The organism is Rhizobium sp. 10PS4 (assembly GCF_032464805.1).
Taxonomy (GTDB): Bacteria; Pseudomonadota; Alphaproteobacteria; order Rhizobiales; family Rhizobiaceae; genus Rhizobium; species Rhizobium laguerreae.
This window is the reverse complement of record NZ_JAWDIW010000004.1, coordinates 273508-294307: the sequence shown is the minus strand read 5'-3', so window position 1 is coordinate 294307 and position 20800 is coordinate 273508. Positions and strand designations below refer to the sequence as shown.

The window sequence follows — 20800 nt, the reverse complement described above, 5'->3', positions numbered from 1 at the left end:
TTAATGAAGCTCTGGCTAAACAAAAACGCCCGCCGGGGGAGGATCCGGCGGGCGCGTTATGGTGACTGACAACTGGGAGGAGGAGTGTTGCCAGTCTATCGCAGCGCGCTGGGAGGAGGAGTGCGCGGCTGCGAATCTCGTCACGGACAATGCATCCGCGGGCGTCCGGCTGATGCCGGGCCGGGGCGCCATCCCCGTGCTTCGATGCGCTGATCAATAGTATGACTAATGAGTATTGTGCAGTGCAATAAATTCATGGGGGATATGCATGGATCGCATGCCTCTCCGTCCATATGCCTATATTGGCGCTTCTGACGTTAGCGGCCGGTTAACACTCGATACTATTTAGACCAGTGAGGAACTTGTATAATTGTCGCAAGAGCGTTTGCGAACATCCGTGCTGCGTCTATAACGGCGTGAGCTGCAGCGCCGCAGTCGACGTTGCGGAATTCGAGGGGTTGAGCATGTATCGCGGCAGATTGGAGCGGGATCTTTCGCTCTGGGTGGGCAAGGGCCTGCTCGGGCAGGAAACGGCAGGTGCGCTTCTCGCCGAATATGACAGCCGCCCGGCAAGCTTCAGCCTCGGCCGGGTGCTGATGGCGCTGGCAGCGGTGCTGCTTGCAGCTGCCATCCTGCTGGTCGTCGCCTCCAACTGGGAGGCCATCCCGCGCCTGGTGCGCGTGGTGGGCATCCTTGTCCTGATATGGGTGGTGCATATCGCCGCCGCCCGAATGCTTGCCCGCGGTGCGACAGCCGCCGCAGGCGGCTTGCTGGTCATCGGCGCGATGAGTTTCGGCGGGGCCATCTCGCTGGTCGGGCAGATGTATCATCTCTCCGGCGACGAGCAGACGGTGATGTATCTGTGGTTCGCGATTGCGACGATCTCGGCGATCCTGTTCCGTTCGGGCGCCGTGACCGTCGTCGCCGGCTTCCTCTCCTGGGCGTCCTTCGCCGTCTATCTTGAGAATAACGAGACGCATTGGATCGGTCTCGATCCCTGGATGGCGCCCATCATGGCGGTGATCGTCATCGGACTGGTGCGGTATACCGGCGCCGAGCGAGCCCGCCACCTGGCTTATCTGCTGCTGATCGGCTGGCTCGCCTGGCTCTATACTCTTTATGAGGAGATCGCCGTCGCGCTTGCCTTCGCGATCGGCGGCATGGCGGCCTTCGTCCTTACGGCGTTGCCGCTCCGGCCCATTGCCTCCTTGGTCAGAAGCGCTGGTGCGGCTCCAGCCTTCTACAGCTTCCTCGTCGCCGTAATCGGCTTCCTGCTGCTGCATTTCGAGATCGAGGACGGCTGGGGGCTGGTGGTGCTCGGAGTGGCGACGCTTGCCGCTTCCGTGCTGGCGATCGTCTTGCGCGGCAGGGATAATGGCGCGGTGCGATATCTCGCCTATACGACCTTTGCCGCGGAGATGCTCTACCTCGCCTCCGTCACCGTCGGCTCGATCCTCGGCACGTCGAGCCTCTTCCTCTTCTCCGGTCTCGTGGTCGCGCTGGTCGCCTGGATGGTCATCCGTCTCGAACGGCGTTTTTCGGCGAATGCACAGGGGGAGCGGGCATGAACTCGTTCATCGCAAGGCTGCAATCCGGCAAGGGCTATCTGCTTTCGGCCATCATCGTCGCCGGTCTGCAGACCCTTATCCTCGGCACGATCATCCAGAGCCGGGCATCGATCCTCAGCGACGGCGCCGAGGTGCTGCTGAAGACGGCGCCCGTCGATCCGCGCGATTTCCTGCGCGGCGACTATGTCGTCTTGAATTACGACATTTCCTCGGTGCCGGTGCAGACGGTGTCCGGCGGTATTCCAGCCGAGGCCGGCGAACGGATGTTATGGGTCCGGTTGAAGAAGCAGGAGGACGGTTTCTGGACGGTGACCGAATCGTCCTTTCACGACCTGCCTCCGCAGCCGGAAACCGTAATCCTGCGCAGCCAGCCATTTTATAGTGGCGGCCTTGCCGCCGGCGACAGCATGCGTGTCGAATACGGCATCGAGCGCTACTACGTTCCCGAAGGCGAGGGCAAGCCGCTCGAGCAGGCCCGCAATGACGGCAACGTCGCCATCGCAGTGCGTGTCTCGCCTGATGGAAGCGCACAGATTCGCAGCCTTCTCGTTGACGGCAAGCCGGTTTACGACGAGCCGCTTTACTGATCTCGTCACACTTCGGGGCAGGGCGGCTCCAGGGCCGCAAATCCCCTGTCATTTCCCGTTCATTTTTCCTTTGCCTCGACCAAATCGGGTGATATAGAGACGCCGCGCTCCGGAAGGCCTCATGTGCAGGCATAGGCATGCGGTTTTGTGAACGCGGGTATGGTGAAATTGGTAGACACGCCAGATTTAGGTTCTGGTGCCGCAAGGCGTGGGAGTTCAAGTCTCTCTACCCGCACCAAGCTGTTTGCAGGCGGGAGACTAGGAATCGGTTGTTCCAGAACAATTGAGAGTTGTCCCGAATAGCCCGCGAGTGCCATTCCGCTTTGGGCGGAATGATATGGAATTGGGAAAAGCCACGCGCGGCAGGATCGCCGGCGTCGTGCTCATCGAAACGAACGGCGTCTGGGCACGGCCGCCACGAAATGAAGGTAGGAAGACATGCAGGTTATCGAAACGCTCGCTGAAGGGCTGAAGCGCGAAATCAAGGTCGTTATCCCGGCCAAGGACATGCAAGACAAGATGAATGAGCGTCTTGCCGATGTGAAGGACAAGGTTCGCATCAACGGCTTCCGTCCGGGCAAGGTCCCCGCCGCTCACCTGAAGAAGGTCTACGGCAAGTCGATCATGGCTGACCTCGTCAACGAGATCGTCCGCGAGCAGCCGGCGGCCATCCTGTCCAGCCGCGGCGAGAAGTCGGCCACGCAGCCGGAAATCGCCATGACGGAAGACAAGGACGAAGCCGACAAGATCCTCGCCGCCGAGCAGGATTTCGAATTCACGCTCTCCTATGAAGTGCTGCCGCCGATCGAACTGAAGTCGGTCAAGGGCATCAAGGTCACGCGCGAAGTCATCGACATCTCGGACGACGAAGTCAACGAGCAGGTCCTGAAGGTCGCCGAAAGCGCCCGCGCCTACGAAACCAAGACCGGCAAGGCCGCGAACGGCGACCGCATCACCATGGATTATGTCGGCAAGGTCGATGGCGAAGCCTTCGAAGGTGGCACCGACCAGGGCGCTGAGCTGGTGCTCGGCTCCGGCCGCTTCATTCCGGGCTTCGAAGACCAGCTCATCGGCGTCAAGGCCGGCGACGAGAAGACCATCACTGTGACCTTCCCGGCCGACTATCCGGCCAAGAACCTTGCCGGCAAGGAAGCGACCTTCGACGTGTCAGTCAAGGAAGTCGCCGCACCTGCCGATGTCGAGATCAACGACGAACTCGCCTCCAAGCTCGGTATCGAATCCGCCGACCGCCTGAAGGAAATCGTCCGTGGCCAGATCGAATCGCAGTACGGCTCGCTGACCCGCCAGAAGCTGAAGCGTCAGATCCTCGACCAGCTCGACGAGATGTACAAGTTCGAGACCCCGAACTCGCTCGTCGACGCCGAATATAACGGCATCTGGAGCCAGGTGAACAACGACCTCGCCCAGTCCGGCAAGACCTTCGAGGACGAAGACACGACCGAGGAGAAGGCTCGCGAGGAATACAAGACGCTCGCCGAGCGCCGCGTTCGCCTCGGCCTCGTTCTCTCCGAAATCGGCGAAAAGGCCGGCGTCGAAGTCAGCGAAGACGAGATGCAGCGCGCCATCTACGATCAGCTGCGCCAGTATCCGGGCCAGGAAAAGCAGATCCTCGAATTCTTCCGCAGCCAGCCGGGTGCCGCCGCTTCGATCCGCGCCCCGATCTTCGAAGAGAAGGTCATCGATCACCTGCTGACCGAAATCGACGTCACCGACAAGAAGGTGACCAAGGAAGAGCTGCTCGCCGAGGAAGAAGGCGAAGCGAAGGCCGAAACCAAGAAGGCAGCACCGAAGAAGAAGGCTGCCGCCAAGGCCGAAGCAGCTGACGCCGGTGAAGGCGAAGAGGCCGCGCCGAAGAAGAAGGCTGCTCCGAAGAAGAAGGCGGCTGACGAAAGCGCCGAATAATCGCTTTTCAGTTCAGAAGTTTGGAAGGCCTCGCCGTCGTGCGGGGCCTTTTTCTATTGTCCAGGTCAGTTTCATTCTCGCCGCCTACTCCATTGTGTTTATTCATTAGGAACAACAAAGAGTTGCATGGAAGTATAATTAGATGCAAATTTCGCTAATGGTGGAGGGACCTGAAAATGACCGCAAAGCAAGACATGAAGAAGCTCGTGGAGGAAATCTATGCTGTGCGTGACCGTGGCGATGTCGAAGCTACCCTTGCGCTGATCGGCGAGAATTGCACCTTTCGCATGGTCGGCAATACACGGCTGGCGCCTTTTTCGACTGAATCAAGCGGGCATGCTTTTCGCCAGGCGATAACGCAGCTTATCACTGTATGGGATCTATCGAATATCAGGACAGCCGGTATCTATGTGGACGAGGATGAGCATATGGTCTTTGCCCACCGCGAAGGCGAGGTCAGGCACATCCCATCGGGCGTGAGCTTCCATACGGAATTCGTCGACAAGATCCATTTCCGAGATGGGAAACCGGTCAAGATCGTCGAATTCGTCGACACGCTGCAAGTGGCCGAGACCACAAAGATGATCCAAGTCGCTTAAACGGCAAGTCGGAGCTTTCAAAGCGCGTTGTCAAACTTGATTGATGCGACGCGCTTTAGCGACATGTATCGGCTTGCCGCCCATGTGTTCGGGCGTCAGCCGCCGTTCAAGAATTGCCACTCAATGCGCGGTCAGTTGCGCGACCTTCCTGACGTGGTTGACGGCTGCGGCGCCGCCGGCGGTCTGTGTGAAGAGGTGGAGCGTTTCCTCTTCGTCGTCGGCGACCGGCGTCAGGGCCTGATCCATGTAGGTCTTCGACTTCGCGTCCCTTGAAATCAAGAACGCCGAAATCGTCAGGCCAATGATCGTGCCGGCGAGCGAAGCATGTTTGCGGAAGGTTTCCCAGGCAAAGCGCGGCCAGAAGACGAGCGGATTCTCGCGCGGCAGGTCCGGGCGCCGCTCCGACGGCGTCTTCAGGCGCAGCAGGCCGCTTTGCAGCGGGTGCACATTTTCCAGCGGCACGGTGGTCGCGAAGGAGACCAGAACCTTGACGAGCCTTGCGAGCGGTACGCCGGTCGCCACGGCGCGGCGCAGCAGCGTCTTCATATGTTCAGGCGAATAATAGAGCGCCCAGGCCTCGTGGTAGATGTCCTCCCATTCCTGCTTGCTCATCTTCGGATGGGCGGTGCAGACGTGCTCGACATCGTAGATGTTGAGATCGGCATCCATCTCGACGCCCTTCTTCCACAGGACCTGATGGTCCTCGGAGCCGGGCAGCGGCGTCAGGATGAAGAATTCGATGACGTCGAGCGGCAACTCTTCCTGGATGATCGTGATGTCGCGGCGGATCGATTCCGGCGTGTCGGCGGGGAAGCCCAGGATATAACCGGCGAGCGTCATGATGCCCTGCGCCTTCCAGGCGAGCAGCATTTTGCGGTATTCGGTGATCTTGTTCTGGTTCTTCTTGGCGGCGGTCAGATTGTCCGGATTGACGTTTTCGAGGCCGATGAAGACGCGGGTGACACCGGCGCGCCTGGATTTCTCGATGAAATTGGGGATCTTGTGGCAGAGCGTGTCGACCTGGATCATCAGGCCGAGCGGAATGCCGTCCCGTTCCTTAAGTTCGATCAACCGGTCGAAGATCGCTTCCCAATCCTTGTTGCGGGCGAAATTGTCGTCGGTGATGAAGAATTTGTGGATGCCCTGCGCCCAGTTCATCCGCACCAGCTTTTCGACGTCGTCGGCCGAGCGGAAGCGCGACTTGCGTCCCTGTACGTTGATGATGGTGCAGAACGAGCACTGATAGGGACAGCCACGTCCGGCATCAAAGCTGGTGCTGAGCCCGAGCGTGCGTTGGATATTGTCCTTCGGCAGGAAGGGAACCGGCGTGCCGCCGATGCCGGGAAGGTCGTTCATGAAATTATAGAGCGGCTTCAGCTCACCGGCGGCGGCATCGCGCAGCACCATGTCGAGCCGGCCCTCGGCTTCGCCGGCAAACATCGAGATGCCCATGTCGCGGCAGGCGTCGAGCCCGACCGCCTTGCCATCCAGCATCGACAGGCAGCCGGAAACATGGAAGCCGCCGATCGAAACCGGCAGGCCGGCATCGCGGAAGGGACGGGCGATATCGAGAGCGCGCGGATATTGGTTGGTCTGGACGCCGACGAGCGCTATCATGCCGAAATTGTCGTGACGCTTGAACTGCGCCAGCAGTCCGGCGATATCGATCCGCGTATTGGTCTCGTCGATCACGGTGATATCGATCGCCGTATCGTCTCCGAGCACCTTGCGTTCGGCGCATTCGGCGGCAATGCCGTAGAGCGCCGCCAGCGAATTGGAGGGGATCATCGCCCGCCACCAGCGGATGACGTAGCCGTCGTCGTCATAATGCGACGGCTTGATCAGGATCAGCTGAAAACGTCTGCGCGCAGCTTCCAAGACATGGGACAAGAGTATCTATCTTTCTTTAGAAGCTTTTGCCCGAAGGCAAAAAATGGCGTTGAAGGCATAGACAGGCACGACATACCAATGCGATTTAGTAGGTCAAACTAAGGCGTAAAAAAACGGTACGGCGCGCAAACGCTTCGCGAGGTGTATCATTCCTCAATATACTACCCGATATCGAGCAGCAATGCGCGATGGTCGGAGACTTCGGGCGCCTCGACCACCTCGAATTTGGCAACCTTCACCTCCGGCGTCACCAGCATGTAGTCGGCAAAGCGGCCATGCTTCAGATAGTAGGAGGTTCGCGTGTCTACAAGGCCGCTTCCGGTGACCAGGTCGGAAAGCCCGAGTCTGGCGAGCATCTCAAAGGTCGCGCTATCAGGCAGTACGTTGAAATCGCCGCAGACGATGAGCCCTTCGTCGCCGGACCAGACGCCCTCGATGAGCTTGACCAGCGCTGCGGCCTGCTCTTCGCGCGCCGGTGTGTCGCCCTTGCCTGCGGGATCGCGCAGGCCATGCATGTGGGCGATGGTCACGGTAGAAGCGTGCTCATGGCTGAAGAGACGGATGCAATGGGCGTTTCGCGGCCGTGGATGCTCGCCCCAGCCATCGGCGGAAAAACGGCCATGCACGAAATCCAACCCTTGGGCGATGACGGAATGCGTTTTGCGCACGAAGGTCGCCAGCCCGAATTCGGCGACAATGGCGGTATCGCCGTCGAAGAGTTCGCCTCTCGATGTCGGGCAGAAGAAGCCGTCGTGGCCGGGCAGGGCGGTGCTGATCTCGGTAAAGAGATTGAAGCGCTGCGGCAGCTCGACATCGCCGTCCCGATAGACCGACCAGCCCGAGCGGGTGCCGGGTGCGCGCAAAACCTCCTGCAGGCATAGCACGTCGGGATCGACCGCCGTCATATATTCAATCAGCGCCTCATGAAGCCTGCCGCCCCATGCGTTCAGCGAGATGATGCGCAATGTCATTCGCCTCCATTTTGGCGGCCGGACTGAGACGGCAGTTCCCTTGACGACGCGACGGACTTTAGAGCTCCGACTTGATGTCGCCCATCCTGTTCCAGGCATCGAGGCCGGCGATCTTGTAGGCTTCGGCGAGCGTTGGATAGTTGAAGGTGTTCTCGACGAAATATTCGACGGTCCCTTTGAGATTGAGCACCGCCTGGCCGATATGCACCAGCTCGGTGGCGCCTTCGCCGACGATATGCACGCCGAGCAGGCGGCGGGTCTTCAGCGAGAAGATCAGCTTCAAAAGCCCCGTGTCGAGGCCCATGATATGACCGCGCGACGTCTCACGGAAGCGGGCGATGCCGCATTCATAGGGAATGCCGCGCTCCTTCATCTCTTCTTCGGTCAGGCCGCAGGTCGAGATCTCCGGCACGGCATAGATGCCGTAGGGGAAATATTTCGGCGGCTCCTTGGCAACTGCGCCGACCGCGACGCGGGCGGCGATGCGGCCCTGTTCCATCGAGGTCGAGGCAAGGCTCGGAAAGCCGACGACGTCGCCGGCGGCGTAGACGTTGGCAACCGATGTCTGGAACGTTTCCGGATTGACCTTGAGACGGCCGCGGCTGTCGGCTTCGAGGCCGATGGCCTGAAGATTCAGCGCATCAGTCGCCCCCATGCGCCCGGCGGCGAAAAGCACCATGTCGGTCGTCAGGCGTCGGCCGCTGTCGAGCGTCAGTCCGACCTTGCCGTTTTCGAGCCTCTCCACCTTGTCGGCCTTCTGGCCGAGCAGCAGCTTCATGTTGCGGTCGCGCAGCTGGTAGGTGAAATCCTCGATGATTTCCTTGTCGATAAAGTCGAGCATTGTCGCCTTCGGGTCGATGACGGTGACGGCGGTGTCGAGCGCGCTGAAGATTGTCGCATATTCGATTCCGATGACGCCGGCGCCGATAACCACCATCGATCGCGGCAGGTCCTGGATGTCGAGCAGTTCGTCGCTGTCGAGAACGGTCTTGCCGTCGAAGGGCATGTAATCGGGGCGGAACGGCTTTGTGCCGACGGCGAGCAGCACGCTGGCGGCGGTGACCTGCGTGGTCTCGCCGTCATCCTTGATTACCTGCAGCGTCGACGCATCGATGAAGCTCGCCTTGCCGCGAATATGCTGCACGCGGTTGCGGGCGAACTGGTGTTCCAGCACCTCGACCTCGTGATTGAGCGTAATCAGCAGGCGGCGGCGCAGGTCATCTGCACTGATCTCTTCCTTGACGCGGTATGACCGGCCGTAGAAGCCGCGTTCGCGCCAGCCGGAAAGATTAAGCGCAGTCTCGCGCAGCGTTTTGGAAGGGATGGTGCCGGTATGCACGGACACGCCGCCGACGCGTTTGCCCTGCTCGATGACAAGCACTTTCTTGCCGAGTTTTGCCGCCTGGATCGCGCCGCGGCGCCCTGCGGGACCGCTGCCCACCACAACGAGATCGTACTGAAGCATCATCAAGCCCCGGATTGGAAAGGAATCATATTGCGACGCAAAATGTCGCCCGTCCATCGTTAGCCGGTCAACGTTACAGATTGTTTTACGGCCACCTGATTGGTCCTGACGGGTACTTTTTCGGGCAAGTGAGCCCTGCGAGAAACAGCTTTACGTCTTGGGCCGTAGCCGACGAATACCGGCAGGGTCGCTTGCCATGCTCGGTGGCTCGACGGCTTTTCATGCACGGGTGATGTAGTCCGCGGAAATATCGCCCACCTTGTTGACGCCGAGCAACGCCATATTGCTATGCAATTCCGTCTTCAGGATATCGGCCGCCTTGAGCACGCCTGGTAGGCCCGCGACGGCTGCGGCATAAAGGAACGGCCTGCCCACGAACACGAAACAGGCCCCGAGCGCGAGGGCCTTCATGATGTCCGTTCCACGCCTGAAACCGCCATCGACCATGACGGCAACGCGGTCGCCAACACGGGACGCAATCTCCGGAAGGGCCTGAAGGGGAGACGCGGTGCCGTCGAGCTGGCGGCCGCCATGGTTGGAGACGATCACGCCATCAGCCCCGGTGTCGACAGCCCGGGCCGCGTCATCAGGATGCATGATCCCCTTGACCACAAGTTTGCCGGACCACCTGTTGCGTATCCGCTCCAGATGGTTCCAGTTGAGATGGTCGCGCCTGCCGAAATCGCGCGCGACATTCGAGGAGATGATCGGCGCGCCTCTTGTGGCATAGGAATTTTCAAAATGCGGAATGCCGTGCCGGACGATCGTGCGCAGGAATGTGCCGGTGGTCCAGCGCGGGTGCGAGATGCCCTGCCATGCCAGGCGGAGACCGGGACGCAGAGGCGTCGAGAATCCTGCCCTTACATTGTTTTCTCGGTTTGGCAGCGTGGCTGTATCCACGGTCAGCAGAAGCGTGCGCAAGCCGGCCGCGCCGACGCGATCGATGAGAGCGTCGATACGGTCGGGCTCGCCGGGGAGATAGGCCTGAAACCATGCTTGCGGCGAAACTGCAGCTATCTCTTCCAAGGGGATAAGTGATGAACCGCTTATGATCATCGGGATTCCCGATTGATCCGCTCCTTGCGCAAGCACGATGTCACCTCGATAGGCCATCAGCGCGCTGATACCCATCGGCGCGATGCCGAACGGCGCGGCATGGGTCTTGCCGAACAGGCTAGTCTCGGTGCTGCGTTTCGAGACGTCCCGAAGGACACGAGGCCGGAAGGCATAGGCCTGGAAAGCTTCTGCATTATGCCGCAGCGACGCATTGGTCTCGGTCGCGCCGGCGATATAACCGAACAACGGCTTTGGCAGATGTCGTCGCGCCTTTATTTCAAAATCGTCGAGGCAGAGCACGTCGCGGCAGAGCCGGGTCGATCGATCGGTGTTGCCGCTGCGGATCGTCATGGAGCTTCATCTTCTCGGTATTTCGGGTGGGCATTGTCCAGGCTGTGGTGGTGCAGGACTGCATACAATCGCGCACTACCGACTGCTGTCAACTCCAGCATTCCGCAGTCTTCTCGCGGAGATGGACCGGGATCAGCGTGTTCGTGGAGAACTCCAGCGCGCGCTTGGCCGCGATTTTTCCGAGCAGGAATGTCGCTAGTTGTCCGTCAATAGAGCAAACCGACGTCTGTCGATCCGCTCGCGCGCCAACTGCCCCGCTGCTGCGCAAAGATCGGGCGCATAGAGCTGGCAAGTTCCTCGCTTTTCGATTCCCCTGTCGATCAGATCCAGAAGTCGTGCAGGTGCGATGTCGGGCGGCGCCGCAATGCGACCGGTGACGACGTGTTTTTCCATTTTCTCATGATCTACGTGATCAGTATCGGGGTTGCGCCAGCAATTTGCGCACATGATCTTAAGGCTCTCGGTGTGCGAATAGATAACGGCGTCCCCATCCAATTCCTCACTCAGATCGACCAATTGCCGCGCTGTCTCTTGCGTGCCCGCGAAAGCAAAGAACTGGTAGTTCCGGCGCAGAAGCGTTGCCAAATGCGGGAAGACCGGTATCTGCTGTTCACCGTAGGTGTGGTGCGTAATCGGGGCGCCGTCCATGAGGACGACATCGCCATAGTCGACGCTGAGATTGCCGTACAACACGCTGCGAATAATGCCATGACACGGACTTAAACGTTCGATCCATACTGTCTCCTCTTCCCCTGGATCATCAGATTCCGCCGTCCGCTCAGCAAGGGGCCGCTGGGCAAGCCTCACCTTGCAGGCCGGATACCCACCTTCCGGTAGCCCGAACCGTCCAAGCTCGATCTTCTGTCCCATCCGCTTCCACACGTTCAAAGCGGTATCGGTGTCCCTTGCGCCGGTGGCGCAGATTCCAAGGTTCCACTCGGAGCTGTCAATAACCTCCTGCTGCAGGCTTGCAGCAGCCCGGCCTGCCGCTGCGCCTTCTGCGAATCTGCCCCGCGTCTTGTAGAAAAGGCCCAAATTGTATTGATACGCGCTATTCCGTGGATCGATTTCGGTGAGTTTCCAGAGACTGTTCTCGGCGATTGCATCCATCTGGCGCGCCATCATTCGCGCCGACGTGGCGAGCCCACGCAGTATCTGCTCCTGTTCAGGCCGCCCCTCATGGAGCTTGGCTAAGCGGTCCAGCTTCGCGACCATCGTCTGAAATATCGGGTGTTCCGGCGGTGGCGCGTTCAGATCATCGATGTCGCGGACGGCTTCTAGGCATAGCCCAAGCGCCGAAAGGATATCGATGTTGTCAGCGTGGGCATCTGCGATCTCGGAAAGAACGTCTGTCGCCTCTTCCCTTGCGAGGCTTTGTTCCTCGACTATCCATAACAATGCCATCGCGGCCTCAGTCTGGTGGCGCTGGGCCTTTCGAAATGGTTGGATCTTCTGCCATGCCGCCTGCCTGCGGCCCGCCTGTCCTTCTGCAACGACGTCACGTGCAATCGCGTCGATCTCATCGGAAGTGAGAACCGCGCTGGGACCATTCGACATGATCGTCTCCGTGGAGGGCTTTGGTATAGGCAAGGATAGGCGGTGGTTGTGTAGCGGGATTACATCAGCTTCAGCCCCTTCAGGCTGACATGGCCATCCTTGCCGATGATGACGTGGTCGTGGACAGTGATATCGAGCGCCTTGGCCGCATCAATGATCACCTTTGTCATGTCGATGTCGGCGCGCGATGGCGTCGGATCGCCGGAGGGGTGGTTGTGGACGAGGATCATCGCCGTGGCCGAAAGCTCGAGCGCGCGTTTGACCACCTCGCGCGGATAGACCGGCGTATGGTCGACCGTGCCGCGGCCCTGCACCTCATCGGCGATCAGCACATTGCGCTTGTCGAGGAAGAGGATGCGGAACTGTTCGCGCGTCTCGTGCGCCATGGCGGCATGGCAATACTGGATGACAGAAGACCACGAGGACAGGACCTGTTTGCTCCTGAGCTCGCTCTTCAACGTCCGGTGGGCGACAGTCGAGATCAGCTTCAGGTCGAGCGCCACGGCCTCGCCGACGCCCTTGACCTCCATCAGCAGCGCCTGAGGCGCACCGAAGACGCCGGAGAGCGAGCCGAACCGCTCGATCAGTGCCTTGGCGATCGGCTTGGTGTCGCGCCGCGGGATCATGCGGAAAAGCAGCAGTTCGAGGATTTCGTAGTCGGCCAGCGCGGTGTCGCCGAGCTCCCGAAAGCGGTCACGCAATCGCTCGCGATGGCCGTGATAATGCTCTTGGCCGGCGAGCGAGGCGGGCAGGGCGGTCCTGGCATTCGGCGCGGACGGCTTTTGCGGCCGTCCGCCAAAGAACGAGCGTTCGTCGGCGGCAAGGGACTCTTGCGTTAGGAAAGGCAGCTCGTCGTCGGAAGATGTCGAAACGGGGCCTTTCGCCATCGGCCCGTCACCCGTTGTGCGACGGCAGGCCGGGGCGGTCGAGCCCACCCGGCGACAACGTGAAGATCTCGCAGCCATCGGAGGTGACGCCGACGGTATGTTCGTACTGCGCCGACAGTGAGCGGTCGCGGGTGACTGCCGTCCAGCCGTCGGCCAGCACCTTCACATGCGGGCGGCCGAGGTTGATCATCGGCTCGATGGTGAAGATCATGCCTTCGCGCAGCTCCGGCCCCTCGTTGGCGCGGCCGTAATGCAGGATATTCGGCGAATCGTGGAACAGCCGGCCGACACCGTGGCCGCAGAAATCGCGCACCACCGAACAGCGCTCGGCCTCTGCATAGGTCTGGATCGCCTCGCCGATCGCGCCGGTGCGGGCGCCGGGCCTGACGGCGGCAATGCCGCGCATCAGCGATTCATAAGTGACCTCGAGCAGCCGCTCGGCGGCACGCTTGACGACGCCGACCGGATACATCCGGCTGGAATCGCCATGCCAGCCGTCGACCACGAAGGTAACGTCGATATTGACGATATCGCCGTCACGCAGCGGCTTGTCGTTCGGAATGCCATGGCAGACGACGTGGTTGATCGAAGTGCAGGTCGATTTGGTGTAGCCGCGATAGTTCAGCGTCGCCGGATAGGCGCCGTGATCCATGCCGAAATCGAAGACGAACCTGTCGATCTCATCGGTCAGCAGGCCGGGCTTGACGATATCGGCAAGCGCATCGAGGCAGCGCGCGGTCAGCTGGCATGCCTTGCGCATGCCCTCGAATGCTTCAGCGTCATAAAGCCGGATGGCGCCCGTATTCTTCGGGGGCGCGGTAGAGGCTTCGATATAGTTCACCATTGCTTGGCCTTAGCGGAGATTGTTAGATTTGTTCATAATGCAGCTATGCCGGGTTCGTCCATCACGATCAACCGCCAGGACGAGATTTCTGAGCGGATCCGATCCGCCCAACGTGCAGCCCTCCACATCCGTTCGACGGACAATCAACGGTCCGGATCGAATATCCACAATCTTCCCAAAGGGATAGGATTGATTGCATGCAGCCTCCCCGTTACTCACCGGTTGGTGACAGCGGGGAAGGGTCAATCATGCTGAATGAAGCCGTAAATCTTGAAAATTCACCCGGGACCGGCGAGGGGCCGGAACGGCGCGCGCGTGATCGCGGCGCCACCGAGCGCGCCATCCTTGCCGCCGCCAAGGGGCTGCTCGCCGAGGAAGGCTTCCAGAATTTCGGCATCAATGCGGTCGCCCGCCGCGCCGGTTGCGACAAGCAGCTGATCTATCGTTACTATGGCGGCCTCGACGGCTTGGTCGAGGCGATCGGTGCCGATCTCGGCACATGGGTCAAGGATCGCATTCCGGAAGACGCCGGCGGCATGTTCCTGCTCACCTATGGTGACCTGATGGAGCGGCTGTCGCTTCTCCTCCTCGACGCCTTGAGAAACGATCCGCTGATGCGCCGCATCCTCGCCTGGGAGATATCGGAAAACACCGAACAGGTGAGGCGGTTGTCCGAGGCGCGTTCGAAGGCGCTGGCTCTTTGGCTGGAGCGCATGCGCGGCTCGCTGGCGCCGCCGAAGGGGGTGGATGCGGCAGCCGTCAACGCCGTCGTCATCGCCGCGATCCAGCACCTCGTGCTCGCCGCCGCAGCCGGCGGGCAGTGCGCCGGCCTGTCGCTGAAAACGCCCAAGGACTGGGAGAAGGCAGCGACGGCGCTGAAGCGCATCGTGCGCGGCGTCTACGGCTGATATCTACTCATCCACAGGGGGCGGGCGTAGCATTAACCTTAACAAATGGTTTACGTTGCGTGGGGCTGGTTAACCCGACAGTGTGGTCTCAGCAGAGATTGTATGAGTAGAAGACCCGAGTTGACGACCATGGGAACCAAGATCGCCAAGGCAGTGTTTTTGGTGGCGGCGATGATGTTTTTCGCAGTCCTGGCGCTGGATATCGCAATTCCGACGCTGGTGCTTTGCATCATGGCATTGTCGACCTGGTTGGTCTCCCTCGATCTGCCCGTGGCGCGCAAGCATGGAGGAGAGGCCGCATGAAGTGGTTTCTGATCTTCTGGGCCGGCCCCATCGTCTTTCTGGGCGGATGGTACTGGCTCTCCTATTACGACATGAGTTTCGGCATCTTCATGCTGAGCCGGCAGGTCCATGACCTGACCTTCGAGCTTTATGGCAAGGCGCTCGGCATTCCGCCGGAGACCATCCCGCCGCTCGTTGCCCGCGCGATTGCGGTGGACAGCCTTTTCGTTTTCGCCATCCTGGCCTTCCGGAAGCGCAAGTCGATCATCGCCTGGTGGAAGGCGCGTCAGGCGCTGAATTCGTCTCCATCGGACCTTGCCAGCAAGGAAAGCCTGTCGAGCGCGCCCTGAAGGATGAAGCTTGCGGCGGCCGAATCGATCCGTTCGGCCCGCTTGGCGCGGGAGACGTCCATTTCGAGCAACGTCCGTTCGGCGGCAACCGTCGAAAGCCGCTCGTCCCAATAGACGAAGGGCAGTGGCGTCTTCTGCTCCATGTTGCGCACGAAGGCGCGCGTCGCTTGCACGCGCGGACCCGCTGATCCATCCATGTTCATAGGCAGGCCGATGATGAAGCCTGCGACCTTTTCCGCCGTCGCGAAGTCCAAGAGCGCCTGAGCATCGATAGTGAACTTGACGCGGCGGATCACCGTGCGCGGCGTGGCGAAACGCCGCCCGAGATCGGACATCGAAAGCCCGATCGTCTTGGTGCCGAGATCGAGGCCGGCAATCGCCTGTCGCGGGGCAAGCGTCTCCGCCATTTCCTCAATCGTCAGCACCGTCATCGCCGTTTCATCCCGTCAAAACAAATTGAAGTCGCCGCCGCTTTTCTTTGCGGCCGCATAAGATATGTCCTTAGGGCATGAAGCTGAAAAGTGTGAGCGGTTTTCGGACGACATCATGCTCTCATTCTTTGATGTGGCATCGAAAGCGGCTTTGCATCACATAATAAGGAGACATTTCATGAAGATCACCTGGCTCGGCCATTCCGCCTTCCGCATCGAGACGTCAAAGGCGAAGATCCTGCTCGACCCGTTCCTCAGCTATAACGCCTCCTTTTCCGGCCAGGATATCAAGGATGTGTCCGCCGGCATCACCCACATCCTGTTGACGCATGGCCATGGCGATCATGTCGGCGATACCGTGGCACTCGCCAAGGAAACCGGCGCCGTCGTTCTCGCCAATGCCGATCTCGCCGCCTGGCTCGGCTCCAAGGGCGTCGACAAGATCGAGATGGGCAATACCGGCGGCACGATCGCGCTCGGCAGCTTCTCGGCAACCTTCACCAATGCGCTGCACTCCTCCGCCCAAATCACCGAGGACGGCGTCTCGCACGCACTCGGCAACGCCAACGGCCTGATGCTGCATTTCGACGACGAAGCCTCGATCCTTGCCATGGGCGATACCGACATCTTTTCCGACATGGCGCTGATCAATGAATTGCACCAGCCTGATATCGGCTTCGTGCCGGTCGGCGACCGCTTCACCATGGGCGGCGCTGTGGCAGCCCTTGCCTGCCGGCGCTATTTCAACTTCAAGACCGCGATCCCCTGCCACTACGGCACCTTTCCGATCATCGACCAGACGGCCGAAAAATTCGTTGCCGGCATGGACGGATCGAAGACGGATGTGAAGGCGATCAGGCCTTCCGAGAGCCTGTCGATCTGACGAAACCCCGTTGCGTCAGGCGGACATGGCCTTTATAGCGAGTAGGAAAAATCCTATCCGGAGAATGCCATGTCCGTCGATCTTGCCACCGTGAAGCGCGTCGCCCACCTTGCCCGTATTGCCGTCTCCGAGGACGAGGCAAATCGCATGGTCGGCGAGCTGAACGGCATCCTTGGCTTCGTCGAACAACTCTCCGAAGTGAATGTCGACGGCGTCGAGGCGATGACGTCGGTGACCCCGACGGCGATGAAGAAGCGGACCGATGAGGTGACCGACGGCAGCAAGGCAGCCGATATCGTTGCCAATGCGCCCGTCACCGACCACAATTTTTTCCTGGTGCCGAAAGTCGTCGAATAAGGCTTCGAAGCCTCTTTCCGACCCTGTTGCCATTTCCAGATCTGAAGCGAAAACACGATGAGCGAACTCACCAGCCTGACCATTGCCGAAGCCCGCCAGAAGCTGCGCGCCAAGGAAATCACCGCGATCGAACTGACCGAAGCCTATATCTCGGCGATCGATGCGGCCAATGGCCGGCTTAACGCCTATATCAAGATCACGCCGGATCTCGCCCGCGTCATGGCCAAGAACTCCGACGAGCGCATCGCCGCCGGCAAGGCGGGCGAACTCGAAGGCATTCCGCTCGGAATCAAGGATCTCTTCGCCACCGTCGGTGTTCACACCCAGGCCTGCAGCCACATTCTCGATGGTTTCGAGCCGCGTTACGAATCGACCGTGACGCAGAACCTCTGGGATGACGGCGCTGTCATGCTCGGCAAGCTGAACATGGACGAGTTCGCCATGGGCTCGTCCAACGAGACCTCGCATTATGGCCCGGTGATCAATCCCTGGCGTGCCGCAGGCTCCAACCAGCAGCTCGTGCCCGGCGGCTCGTCCGGCGGTTCGGCCGCAGCGGTAGCCGCGCATCTTTGCGCCGGCGCGACCGCGACCGATACCGGCGGTTCGATCCGCCAGCCGGCCGCCTTCACCGGCACCGTCGGCATCAAGCCGACCTATGGCCGCTGCTCGCGCTGGGGCACTGTCGCCTTCGCCTCTTCGCTCGACCAGGCGGGCCCGATCGCCCGCGACGTACGCGATGCCGCGATCCTTTTGAAGTCGATGGCAAGCGTCGACGCAAAGGACACGACATCGGTCGATCTGCCGGTGCCGGATTACGAAGCAGCTCTCGGCCAATCGCTGAAAGGCATGAAGATCGGCATTCCGAACGAATACCGTGTCGATGGCATGCCTGATGAGATCGAGACCCTCTGGCGCCAGGGCATCGCCTGGCTGAAGGAAGCGGGTGCCGAAATCGTCGACATCTCGCTGCCGCACACCAAATACGCCCTTCCGGCCTATTATATCGTCGCTCCGGCCGAGGCATCTTCGAACCTCGCGCGCTACGACGGCGTGCGCTACGGCCTGCGCGTCGACGGCAAGGATATCGTCGACATGTACGAGAAGACGCGTGCCGCGGGCTTCGGCAAGGAGGTCAAGCGCCGCATCATGATCGGCACTTATGTGCTGTCGGCCGGCTATTACGATGCCTATTACATCCGCGCCCAGAAGGTCCGCACGCTGATCAAGCGCGATTTCGAACTCGCCTTCGACGCCGGCGTCGATGCCATCCTGACGCCGGCAACGCCGTCGTCTGCCTTCGGCGTTGCCGATGAGAACCTCGCCGCCGATCCGGTGAAGATGTATCTGAACGACATCTTCACCGTGACGGTCAACATGGCGGGCCTGCCCGGCATCGCCGTGCCGGCCGGCCTCGACCACAAGGGACTGCCCCTCGGCCTGCAGCTGATCGGCAAGCCTTTCGACGAGGAAACCCTCTTCAAGACCGCTCACGTCATCGAGCAGGCAGCCGGCCGGTTTACGCCGGCCAAGTGGTGGTAACGGACCTAACGATCCGGAAGATAGCGGCTGCTGACCACGAAGTGGTCGGCGCCCTCGGTTTTGCCGCATGGGCCGCAAGCGATGCCTTCGACGACAGCTATCTCGATCCCGATGTGATCGCCAGGGTGCGGCACGAGTTCGCCATCTTTCCTGAGGAAACGAAAGGCGAGATCGTCATTGCGGAACGGGGTGGGACGATCATCGGCTGGGGCGCGCGTGAAAACCAACCGAATTATGTGTCCGACCTCTGGGTGCATCCCGACCATCAGGGCAACGGCGTTGGCCGGGCTCTCCTGCTTCACTTGTGCGAGCTGATGGCCTCAGAGGGACTGGCGACTGCCAGGCTCGACACGCATGCCGGGAACGAGGGCGCAATCCGCCTCCACGAACGCTGTGGCTTCACCATCATCTGGCGCGGCCGCGAATTTTCCGAGAGCATGGGCGTCTCGCTTGAAAAGGTGCATCTGGAGAAGCGGTTGGCTGACCGATAGCAGGAACCAGCAAGGAGGTCTTATGGCGAACAGTGATCTTGTGCGATTGATCGAGGCATTCGATCGCCTCTCTGCCGGCGGTTTCACCATGGGTGCGGAGTGGCAGGCGGTCCACGACATCTGCCAGCGCCACGAGGGCGAACAGCCGTTCGACTGGGGGCACGCCCTTTGCCATCGCATCGAAGGCGACGACTGGAACGCCGATTATTGGTATCGCCGCGCCGGCAAGGCACGCGGCACAGGCACGATGGCCGACGAGTGGTCGGCAATGCGGACGGAACTTTCTGCAAAGGCTTGAGGCGATACCCCCGATCGCGCCCGCTCCAGACGCGATCGGGAGTGCCGCTATTACCTGTTGTTCAGCTGCGACCTGACCAACCTCAGCCCTCTTTCGGTGATCCGGTAGGGGTGGCCGCCTGAGGACTTGATTGCCCTCAGTCGCTTCAGCCTGCGGAAGAGATCGAGATCGACGCCGGGATAGAGCCAGCCGTCGCGGGTGAAGCAACTGACCGCCTCGATCTTCCTGTCGTCGTCGCGGGTAATTTCAATGCGGCCGCCCTGGGCCATGAGATGCAGGATGCGCTGCTCCGTGCGAGAAATGTCCATGTATTGAGATCCGGTATCGCGCCCGTCAGGGCGCACAAAAACGATCTGGCGCTCATTCGAACGTCAGGGCTTCGTTTTTTTCGGGCCCATGCGCGCAAGCGAACTTGCGGGCAGGGCCTTTACCGGGTCTCAGGCAGGCTCAACATAAAACACCTCGATAAGACCTATTATTCAGCCCGGAAAATCCGGTCAAGAGCGTACTTATCTCTCAAAACCAGTCGAAAACCGCGGTTTCGGTCGATCATCCCGTTGGAGCTACTGGTAAAATCCGCGACTCAGTGGTCTAGTTGACGCGTTACGCGGAGGTGTCGTTGATCCACATTCGCAATGCCCGCGACGGTGAAGCGGAGCTATTGAGCGAGATCGGGCTCAGGGCCTGGAAAAAGGCGATGGCGTCGATCGGCGAATCGGACGCGATGACCGACGCGGCGCGCAGCGCCTTCCGGAACTTCGTGGAAAACGACTGGCTGACCATCACCGTCGTCGAGCAGAACGGCCAGGTCGCAGGCTGGGCGGCGCGCGAGGGATTGGACGAAACCATCTCGGATTTCTGGATCGACCCCGCTTTCAACCGCCAGGGCCTCGGTTCGGCTCTTCTTGAGCGCATCGAAAAGGATATTGCCGATCAGGGCTTCGAGAAGGCGGCGATGCAGACCCATTCCGGCAACGGCGAGGCGATCGGCTTTTTTCAGAAGCACGGCTACAGCATTCATTGGCTCTCTGTCGCCTACAATCCGAAGCTCGATCGCGACGTCCCCTCCGTCGGGCTAACGAAACAGCTGGTCTCCGACGGCCAAGGTGGGTATGGGCTGGAATTCTGACGCTTCAAAAATCCCGAGGAAGCAGAAGGCTCCATTGCGGCACGAAGGCCAGCACAGCAATCAGTGCGCCATGCAGTATCAGGATCGCCGCCAGGATTGACCGGAACGGCTCCTTTCTCGTCTTGTGCCGCAACAGCTGCTGTGCCGCCACCGCGCCAAGGCTGCCGCCGATCAGCGCAAGCAAGAGAAGCGTGCGCTCGCTGATGCGCCGCCTGCCGTGGCGCGACGCCTGCTTGTCGAAGAAATAGATCCAGAATACCAAAAGGTTCAGCGCCAGAAACAGCAAGGCCCATTTGATAATATCGGTCATCGTCATAGGGGAACCCTACCGCGGCTGCGTTAATGGACGGCAAAACCGCGATGCACGCCATGGCGAAAGCCTTGCACCGGCACGCCATTTCCTTTACCTCACCAGTGGAAAAGAACAGCCTGCA

Annotated in this window: 23 protein-coding genes and 1 tRNA gene; 14 read left to right on the top strand and 10 right to left on the bottom strand. The window is 60.6% G+C overall.

From position 1 onward, the window contains the following. The first annotated feature begins 464 nt into the window (after positions 1-464). From RWJ89_RS09545 to RWJ89_RS09525, 5 genes are all read left to right on the top strand, one after another. On the top strand, positions 465-1568 hold the full coding sequence (locus RWJ89_RS09545; protein WP_316030871.1) for a DUF2157 domain-containing protein: 1104 nt from the start codon (positions 465-467) through the stop codon (positions 1566-1568). Further along, positions 1565-2155, top strand: a complete 591-nt coding sequence (locus RWJ89_RS09540) for a GDYXXLXY domain-containing protein (RefSeq protein ID WP_316030870.1) — start codon at positions 1565-1567, stop codon at positions 2153-2155. Before RWJ89_RS09545 ends, RWJ89_RS09540 begins: the two co-directional genes overlap by 4 nt. A 153-nt stretch (positions 2156-2308) precedes the next feature. Further along, positions 2309-2393, top strand: a tRNA-Leu gene (locus tag RWJ89_RS09535). 200 nt (positions 2394-2593) lie between these two features. Beyond that, on the top strand, positions 2594-4078 hold the full coding sequence (tig, locus tag RWJ89_RS09530) for a trigger factor (RefSeq protein ID WP_168270824.1): 1485 nt from the start codon (positions 2594-2596) through the stop codon (positions 4076-4078). 176 nt (positions 4079-4254) lie between these two features. After that, positions 4255-4677, top strand: coding sequence for a nuclear transport factor 2 family protein (locus tag RWJ89_RS09525; RefSeq protein WP_131663893.1), 423 nt, complete (start codon positions 4255-4257; stop codon positions 4675-4677). A gap of 120 nt (positions 4678-4797) precedes the next feature. Here RWJ89_RS09525 and RWJ89_RS09520 read toward each other — a convergent pair whose 3' ends face one another. The 7 genes from RWJ89_RS09520 to map all read right to left on the bottom strand — a co-directional run bounded on the left by RWJ89_RS09520 (position 4798) and on the right by map (position 13698). After that, positions 4798-6567 (bottom strand): B12-binding domain-containing radical SAM protein, encoded by a 1770-nt coding sequence (locus tag RWJ89_RS09520; RefSeq protein ID WP_077981157.1) that lies wholly within the window; start codon positions 6565-6567, stop codon positions 4798-4800. A 161-nt stretch (positions 6568-6728) separates the two neighbouring features. Next, positions 6729-7538, bottom strand: coding sequence for an endonuclease/exonuclease/phosphatase family protein (locus tag RWJ89_RS09515; RefSeq protein WP_206105874.1), 810 nt, complete (start codon positions 7536-7538; stop codon positions 6729-6731). 58 nt (positions 7539-7596) lie between these two features. Beyond that, the gene (sthA, locus tag RWJ89_RS09510) at positions 7597-9003 is read right to left on the bottom strand and encodes a Si-specific NAD(P)(+) transhydrogenase (RefSeq protein WP_131640227.1); all 1407 of its coding nucleotides are present in this window, start codon (positions 9001-9003) and stop codon (positions 7597-7599) included. Between the two features lie 219 nt (positions 9004-9222). Next, positions 9223-10410, bottom strand: coding sequence for an alpha-hydroxy acid oxidase (locus RWJ89_RS09505; RefSeq protein WP_131663894.1), 1188 nt, complete (start codon positions 10408-10410; stop codon positions 9223-9225). 195 nt (positions 10411-10605) lie between these two features. After that, positions 10606-11967, bottom strand: coding sequence for a prenyltransferase (locus RWJ89_RS09500; RefSeq protein ID WP_131663895.1), 1362 nt, complete (start codon positions 11965-11967; stop codon positions 10606-10608). 59 nt (positions 11968-12026) lie between these two features. Then, a complete protein-coding gene (gene radC, locus RWJ89_RS09495; protein ID WP_131663896.1) occupies positions 12027-12854 on the bottom strand; it encodes a RadC family protein in 828 nt (275 codons plus the stop codon). A 7-nt stretch (positions 12855-12861) separates the two neighbouring features. Next, positions 12862-13698, bottom strand: a complete 837-nt coding sequence (gene map, locus RWJ89_RS09490) for a type I methionyl aminopeptidase (protein WP_077981155.1) — start codon at positions 13696-13698, stop codon at positions 12862-12864. A 248-nt stretch (positions 13699-13946) separates the two neighbouring features. Between map and RWJ89_RS09485 the strand changes: the two genes are divergently transcribed. From RWJ89_RS09485 to RWJ89_RS09475, 3 genes are all read left to right on the top strand, one after another. Then, positions 13947-14606 carry a TetR/AcrR family transcriptional regulator gene (locus RWJ89_RS09485; protein WP_077981154.1) on the top strand — a complete coding sequence of 220 codons (660 nt, stop codon included), beginning with the start codon at positions 13947-13949 and terminating at the stop codon, positions 14604-14606. Positions 14607-14708: 102 nt separating this feature from the next. After that, entirely contained in the window at positions 14709-14909 is a 201-nt protein-coding gene (locus RWJ89_RS09480; RefSeq protein WP_131663897.1) for a hypothetical protein, read from the top strand. Further along, on the top strand, positions 14906-15238 hold the full coding sequence (locus RWJ89_RS09475; RefSeq protein WP_316030869.1) for a DUF6105 family protein: 333 nt from the start codon (positions 14906-14908) through the stop codon (positions 15236-15238). The genes RWJ89_RS09480 and RWJ89_RS09475 overlap by 4 nt, the downstream gene beginning before the upstream one ends. Here the strand turns inward: RWJ89_RS09475 and ruvX are convergent. Continuing rightward, entirely contained in the window at positions 15175-15669 is a 495-nt protein-coding gene (ruvX, locus tag RWJ89_RS09470; RefSeq protein WP_151519240.1) for a Holliday junction resolvase RuvX, read from the bottom strand. The genes RWJ89_RS09475 and ruvX overlap by 64 nt on opposite strands. Positions 15670-15847: 178 nt before the next feature. On the opposite strand from ruvX, the gene RWJ89_RS09465 reads away from it, so the two are divergent. The 5 genes from RWJ89_RS09465 to RWJ89_RS09445 all read left to right on the top strand — a co-directional run bounded on the left by RWJ89_RS09465 (position 15848) and on the right by RWJ89_RS09445 (position 19237). Next, entirely contained in the window at positions 15848-16552 is a 705-nt protein-coding gene (locus RWJ89_RS09465) for a metal-dependent hydrolase (RefSeq protein WP_011651680.1), read from the top strand. Positions 16553-16621: 69 nt separating this feature from the next. Continuing rightward, entirely contained in the window at positions 16622-16909 is a 288-nt protein-coding gene (gene gatC, locus RWJ89_RS09460) for an Asp-tRNA(Asn)/Glu-tRNA(Gln) amidotransferase subunit GatC (RefSeq protein ID WP_151519242.1), read from the top strand. A gap of 57 nt (positions 16910-16966) precedes the next feature. After that, complete coding sequence (gatA, locus tag RWJ89_RS09455; RefSeq protein WP_029873113.1) at positions 16967-18448, top strand: Asp-tRNA(Asn)/Glu-tRNA(Gln) amidotransferase subunit GatA; 1482 nt, start codon at positions 16967-16969, stop codon at positions 18446-18448. Then, entirely contained in the window at positions 18439-18939 is a 501-nt protein-coding gene (locus RWJ89_RS09450; protein WP_316030868.1) for a GNAT family N-acetyltransferase, read from the top strand. The genes gatA and RWJ89_RS09450 overlap by 10 nt, the downstream gene beginning before the upstream one ends. Before the next feature lie 22 nt (positions 18940-18961). Continuing rightward, positions 18962-19237 carry a hypothetical protein gene (locus RWJ89_RS09445; protein ID WP_316030867.1) on the top strand — a complete coding sequence of 92 codons (276 nt, stop codon included), beginning with the start codon at positions 18962-18964 and terminating at the stop codon, positions 19235-19237. 50 nt (positions 19238-19287) lie between these two features. Here the strand turns inward: RWJ89_RS09445 and RWJ89_RS09440 are convergent, their stop codons facing one another. Further along, on the bottom strand, positions 19288-19545 hold the full coding sequence (locus tag RWJ89_RS09440) for a YjhX family toxin (RefSeq protein ID WP_003558947.1): 258 nt from the start codon (positions 19543-19545) through the stop codon (positions 19288-19290). 311 nt (positions 19546-19856) lie between these two features. On the opposite strand from RWJ89_RS09440, the gene RWJ89_RS09435 reads away from it, so the two are divergent. Then, a complete protein-coding gene (locus RWJ89_RS09435) occupies positions 19857-20366 on the top strand; it encodes a GNAT family N-acetyltransferase (protein ID WP_221991305.1) in 510 nt (169 codons plus the stop codon). Between the two features lie 4 nt (positions 20367-20370). On the opposite strand, the gene RWJ89_RS09430 is transcribed toward RWJ89_RS09435, so the two are convergent. Beyond that, positions 20371-20682 (bottom strand): DUF1294 domain-containing protein, encoded by a 312-nt coding sequence (locus RWJ89_RS09430; RefSeq protein WP_168258320.1) that lies wholly within the window; start codon positions 20680-20682, stop codon positions 20371-20373. Between the last annotated feature and the right edge of the window lie 118 nt (positions 20683-20800).

Bases quoted from the DNA above. Each gene is read 5' to 3' on its own strand.
- RWJ89_RS09545 (WP_316030871.1), top strand. From the start codon at position 465: ATGTATCGCGGCAGATTGGAGCGGGATCTTTCGCTCTGGGTGGGCAAG.
- RWJ89_RS09540 (WP_316030870.1), top strand. From the start codon at position 1,565: ATGAACTCGTTCATCGCAAGGCTGCAATCCGGCAAGGGCTATCTGCTT.
- tig (WP_168270824.1), top strand. From the start codon at position 2,594: ATGCAGGTTATCGAAACGCTCGCTGAAGGGCTGAAGCGCGAAATCAAG.
- RWJ89_RS09525 (WP_131663893.1), top strand. From the start codon at position 4,255: ATGACCGCAAAGCAAGACATGAAGAAGCTCGTGGAGGAAATCTATGCT.
- RWJ89_RS09515 (WP_206105874.1), bottom strand. From the start codon at position 7,538: ATGACATTGCGCATCATCTCGCTGAACGCATGGGGCGGCAGGCTTCAT.
- sthA (WP_131640227.1), bottom strand. From the start codon at position 9,003: ATGCTTCAGTACGATCTCGTTGTGGTGGGCAGCGGTCCCGCAGGGCGC.
- RWJ89_RS09505 (WP_131663894.1), bottom strand. From the start codon at position 10,410: ATGACGATCCGCAGCGGCAACACCGATCGATCGACCCGGCTCTGCCGC.
- RWJ89_RS09500 (WP_131663895.1), bottom strand. From the start codon at position 11,967: ATGTCGAATGGTCCCAGCGCGGTTCTCACTTCCGATGAGATCGACGCG.
- radC (WP_131663896.1), bottom strand. From the start codon at position 12,854: ATGGCGAAAGGCCCCGTTTCGACATCTTCCGACGACGAGCTGCCTTTC.
- map (WP_077981155.1), bottom strand. From the start codon at position 13,698: ATGGTGAACTATATCGAAGCCTCTACCGCGCCCCCGAAGAATACGGGC.
- RWJ89_RS09485 (WP_077981154.1), top strand. From the start codon at position 13,947: ATGCTGAATGAAGCCGTAAATCTTGAAAATTCACCCGGGACCGGCGAG.
- RWJ89_RS09480 (WP_131663897.1), top strand. From the start codon at position 14,709: ATGAGTAGAAGACCCGAGTTGACGACCATGGGAACCAAGATCGCCAAG.
- RWJ89_RS09475 (WP_316030869.1), top strand. From the start codon at position 14,906: ATGAAGTGGTTTCTGATCTTCTGGGCCGGCCCCATCGTCTTTCTGGGC.
- ruvX (WP_151519240.1), bottom strand. From the start codon at position 15,669: ATGACGGTGCTGACGATTGAGGAAATGGCGGAGACGCTTGCCCCGCGA.
- RWJ89_RS09465 (WP_011651680.1), top strand. From the start codon at position 15,848: ATGAAGATCACCTGGCTCGGCCATTCCGCCTTCCGCATCGAGACGTCA.
- gatC (WP_151519242.1), top strand. From the start codon at position 16,622: ATGTCCGTCGATCTTGCCACCGTGAAGCGCGTCGCCCACCTTGCCCGT.
- gatA (WP_029873113.1), top strand. From the start codon at position 16,967: ATGAGCGAACTCACCAGCCTGACCATTGCCGAAGCCCGCCAGAAGCTG.
- RWJ89_RS09445 (WP_316030867.1), top strand. From the start codon at position 18,962: ATGGCGAACAGTGATCTTGTGCGATTGATCGAGGCATTCGATCGCCTC.
- RWJ89_RS09440 (WP_003558947.1), bottom strand. From the start codon at position 19,545: ATGGACATTTCTCGCACGGAGCAGCGCATCCTGCATCTCATGGCCCAG.
- RWJ89_RS09430 (WP_168258320.1), bottom strand. From the start codon at position 20,682: ATGACGATGACCGATATTATCAAATGGGCCTTGCTGTTTCTGGCGCTG.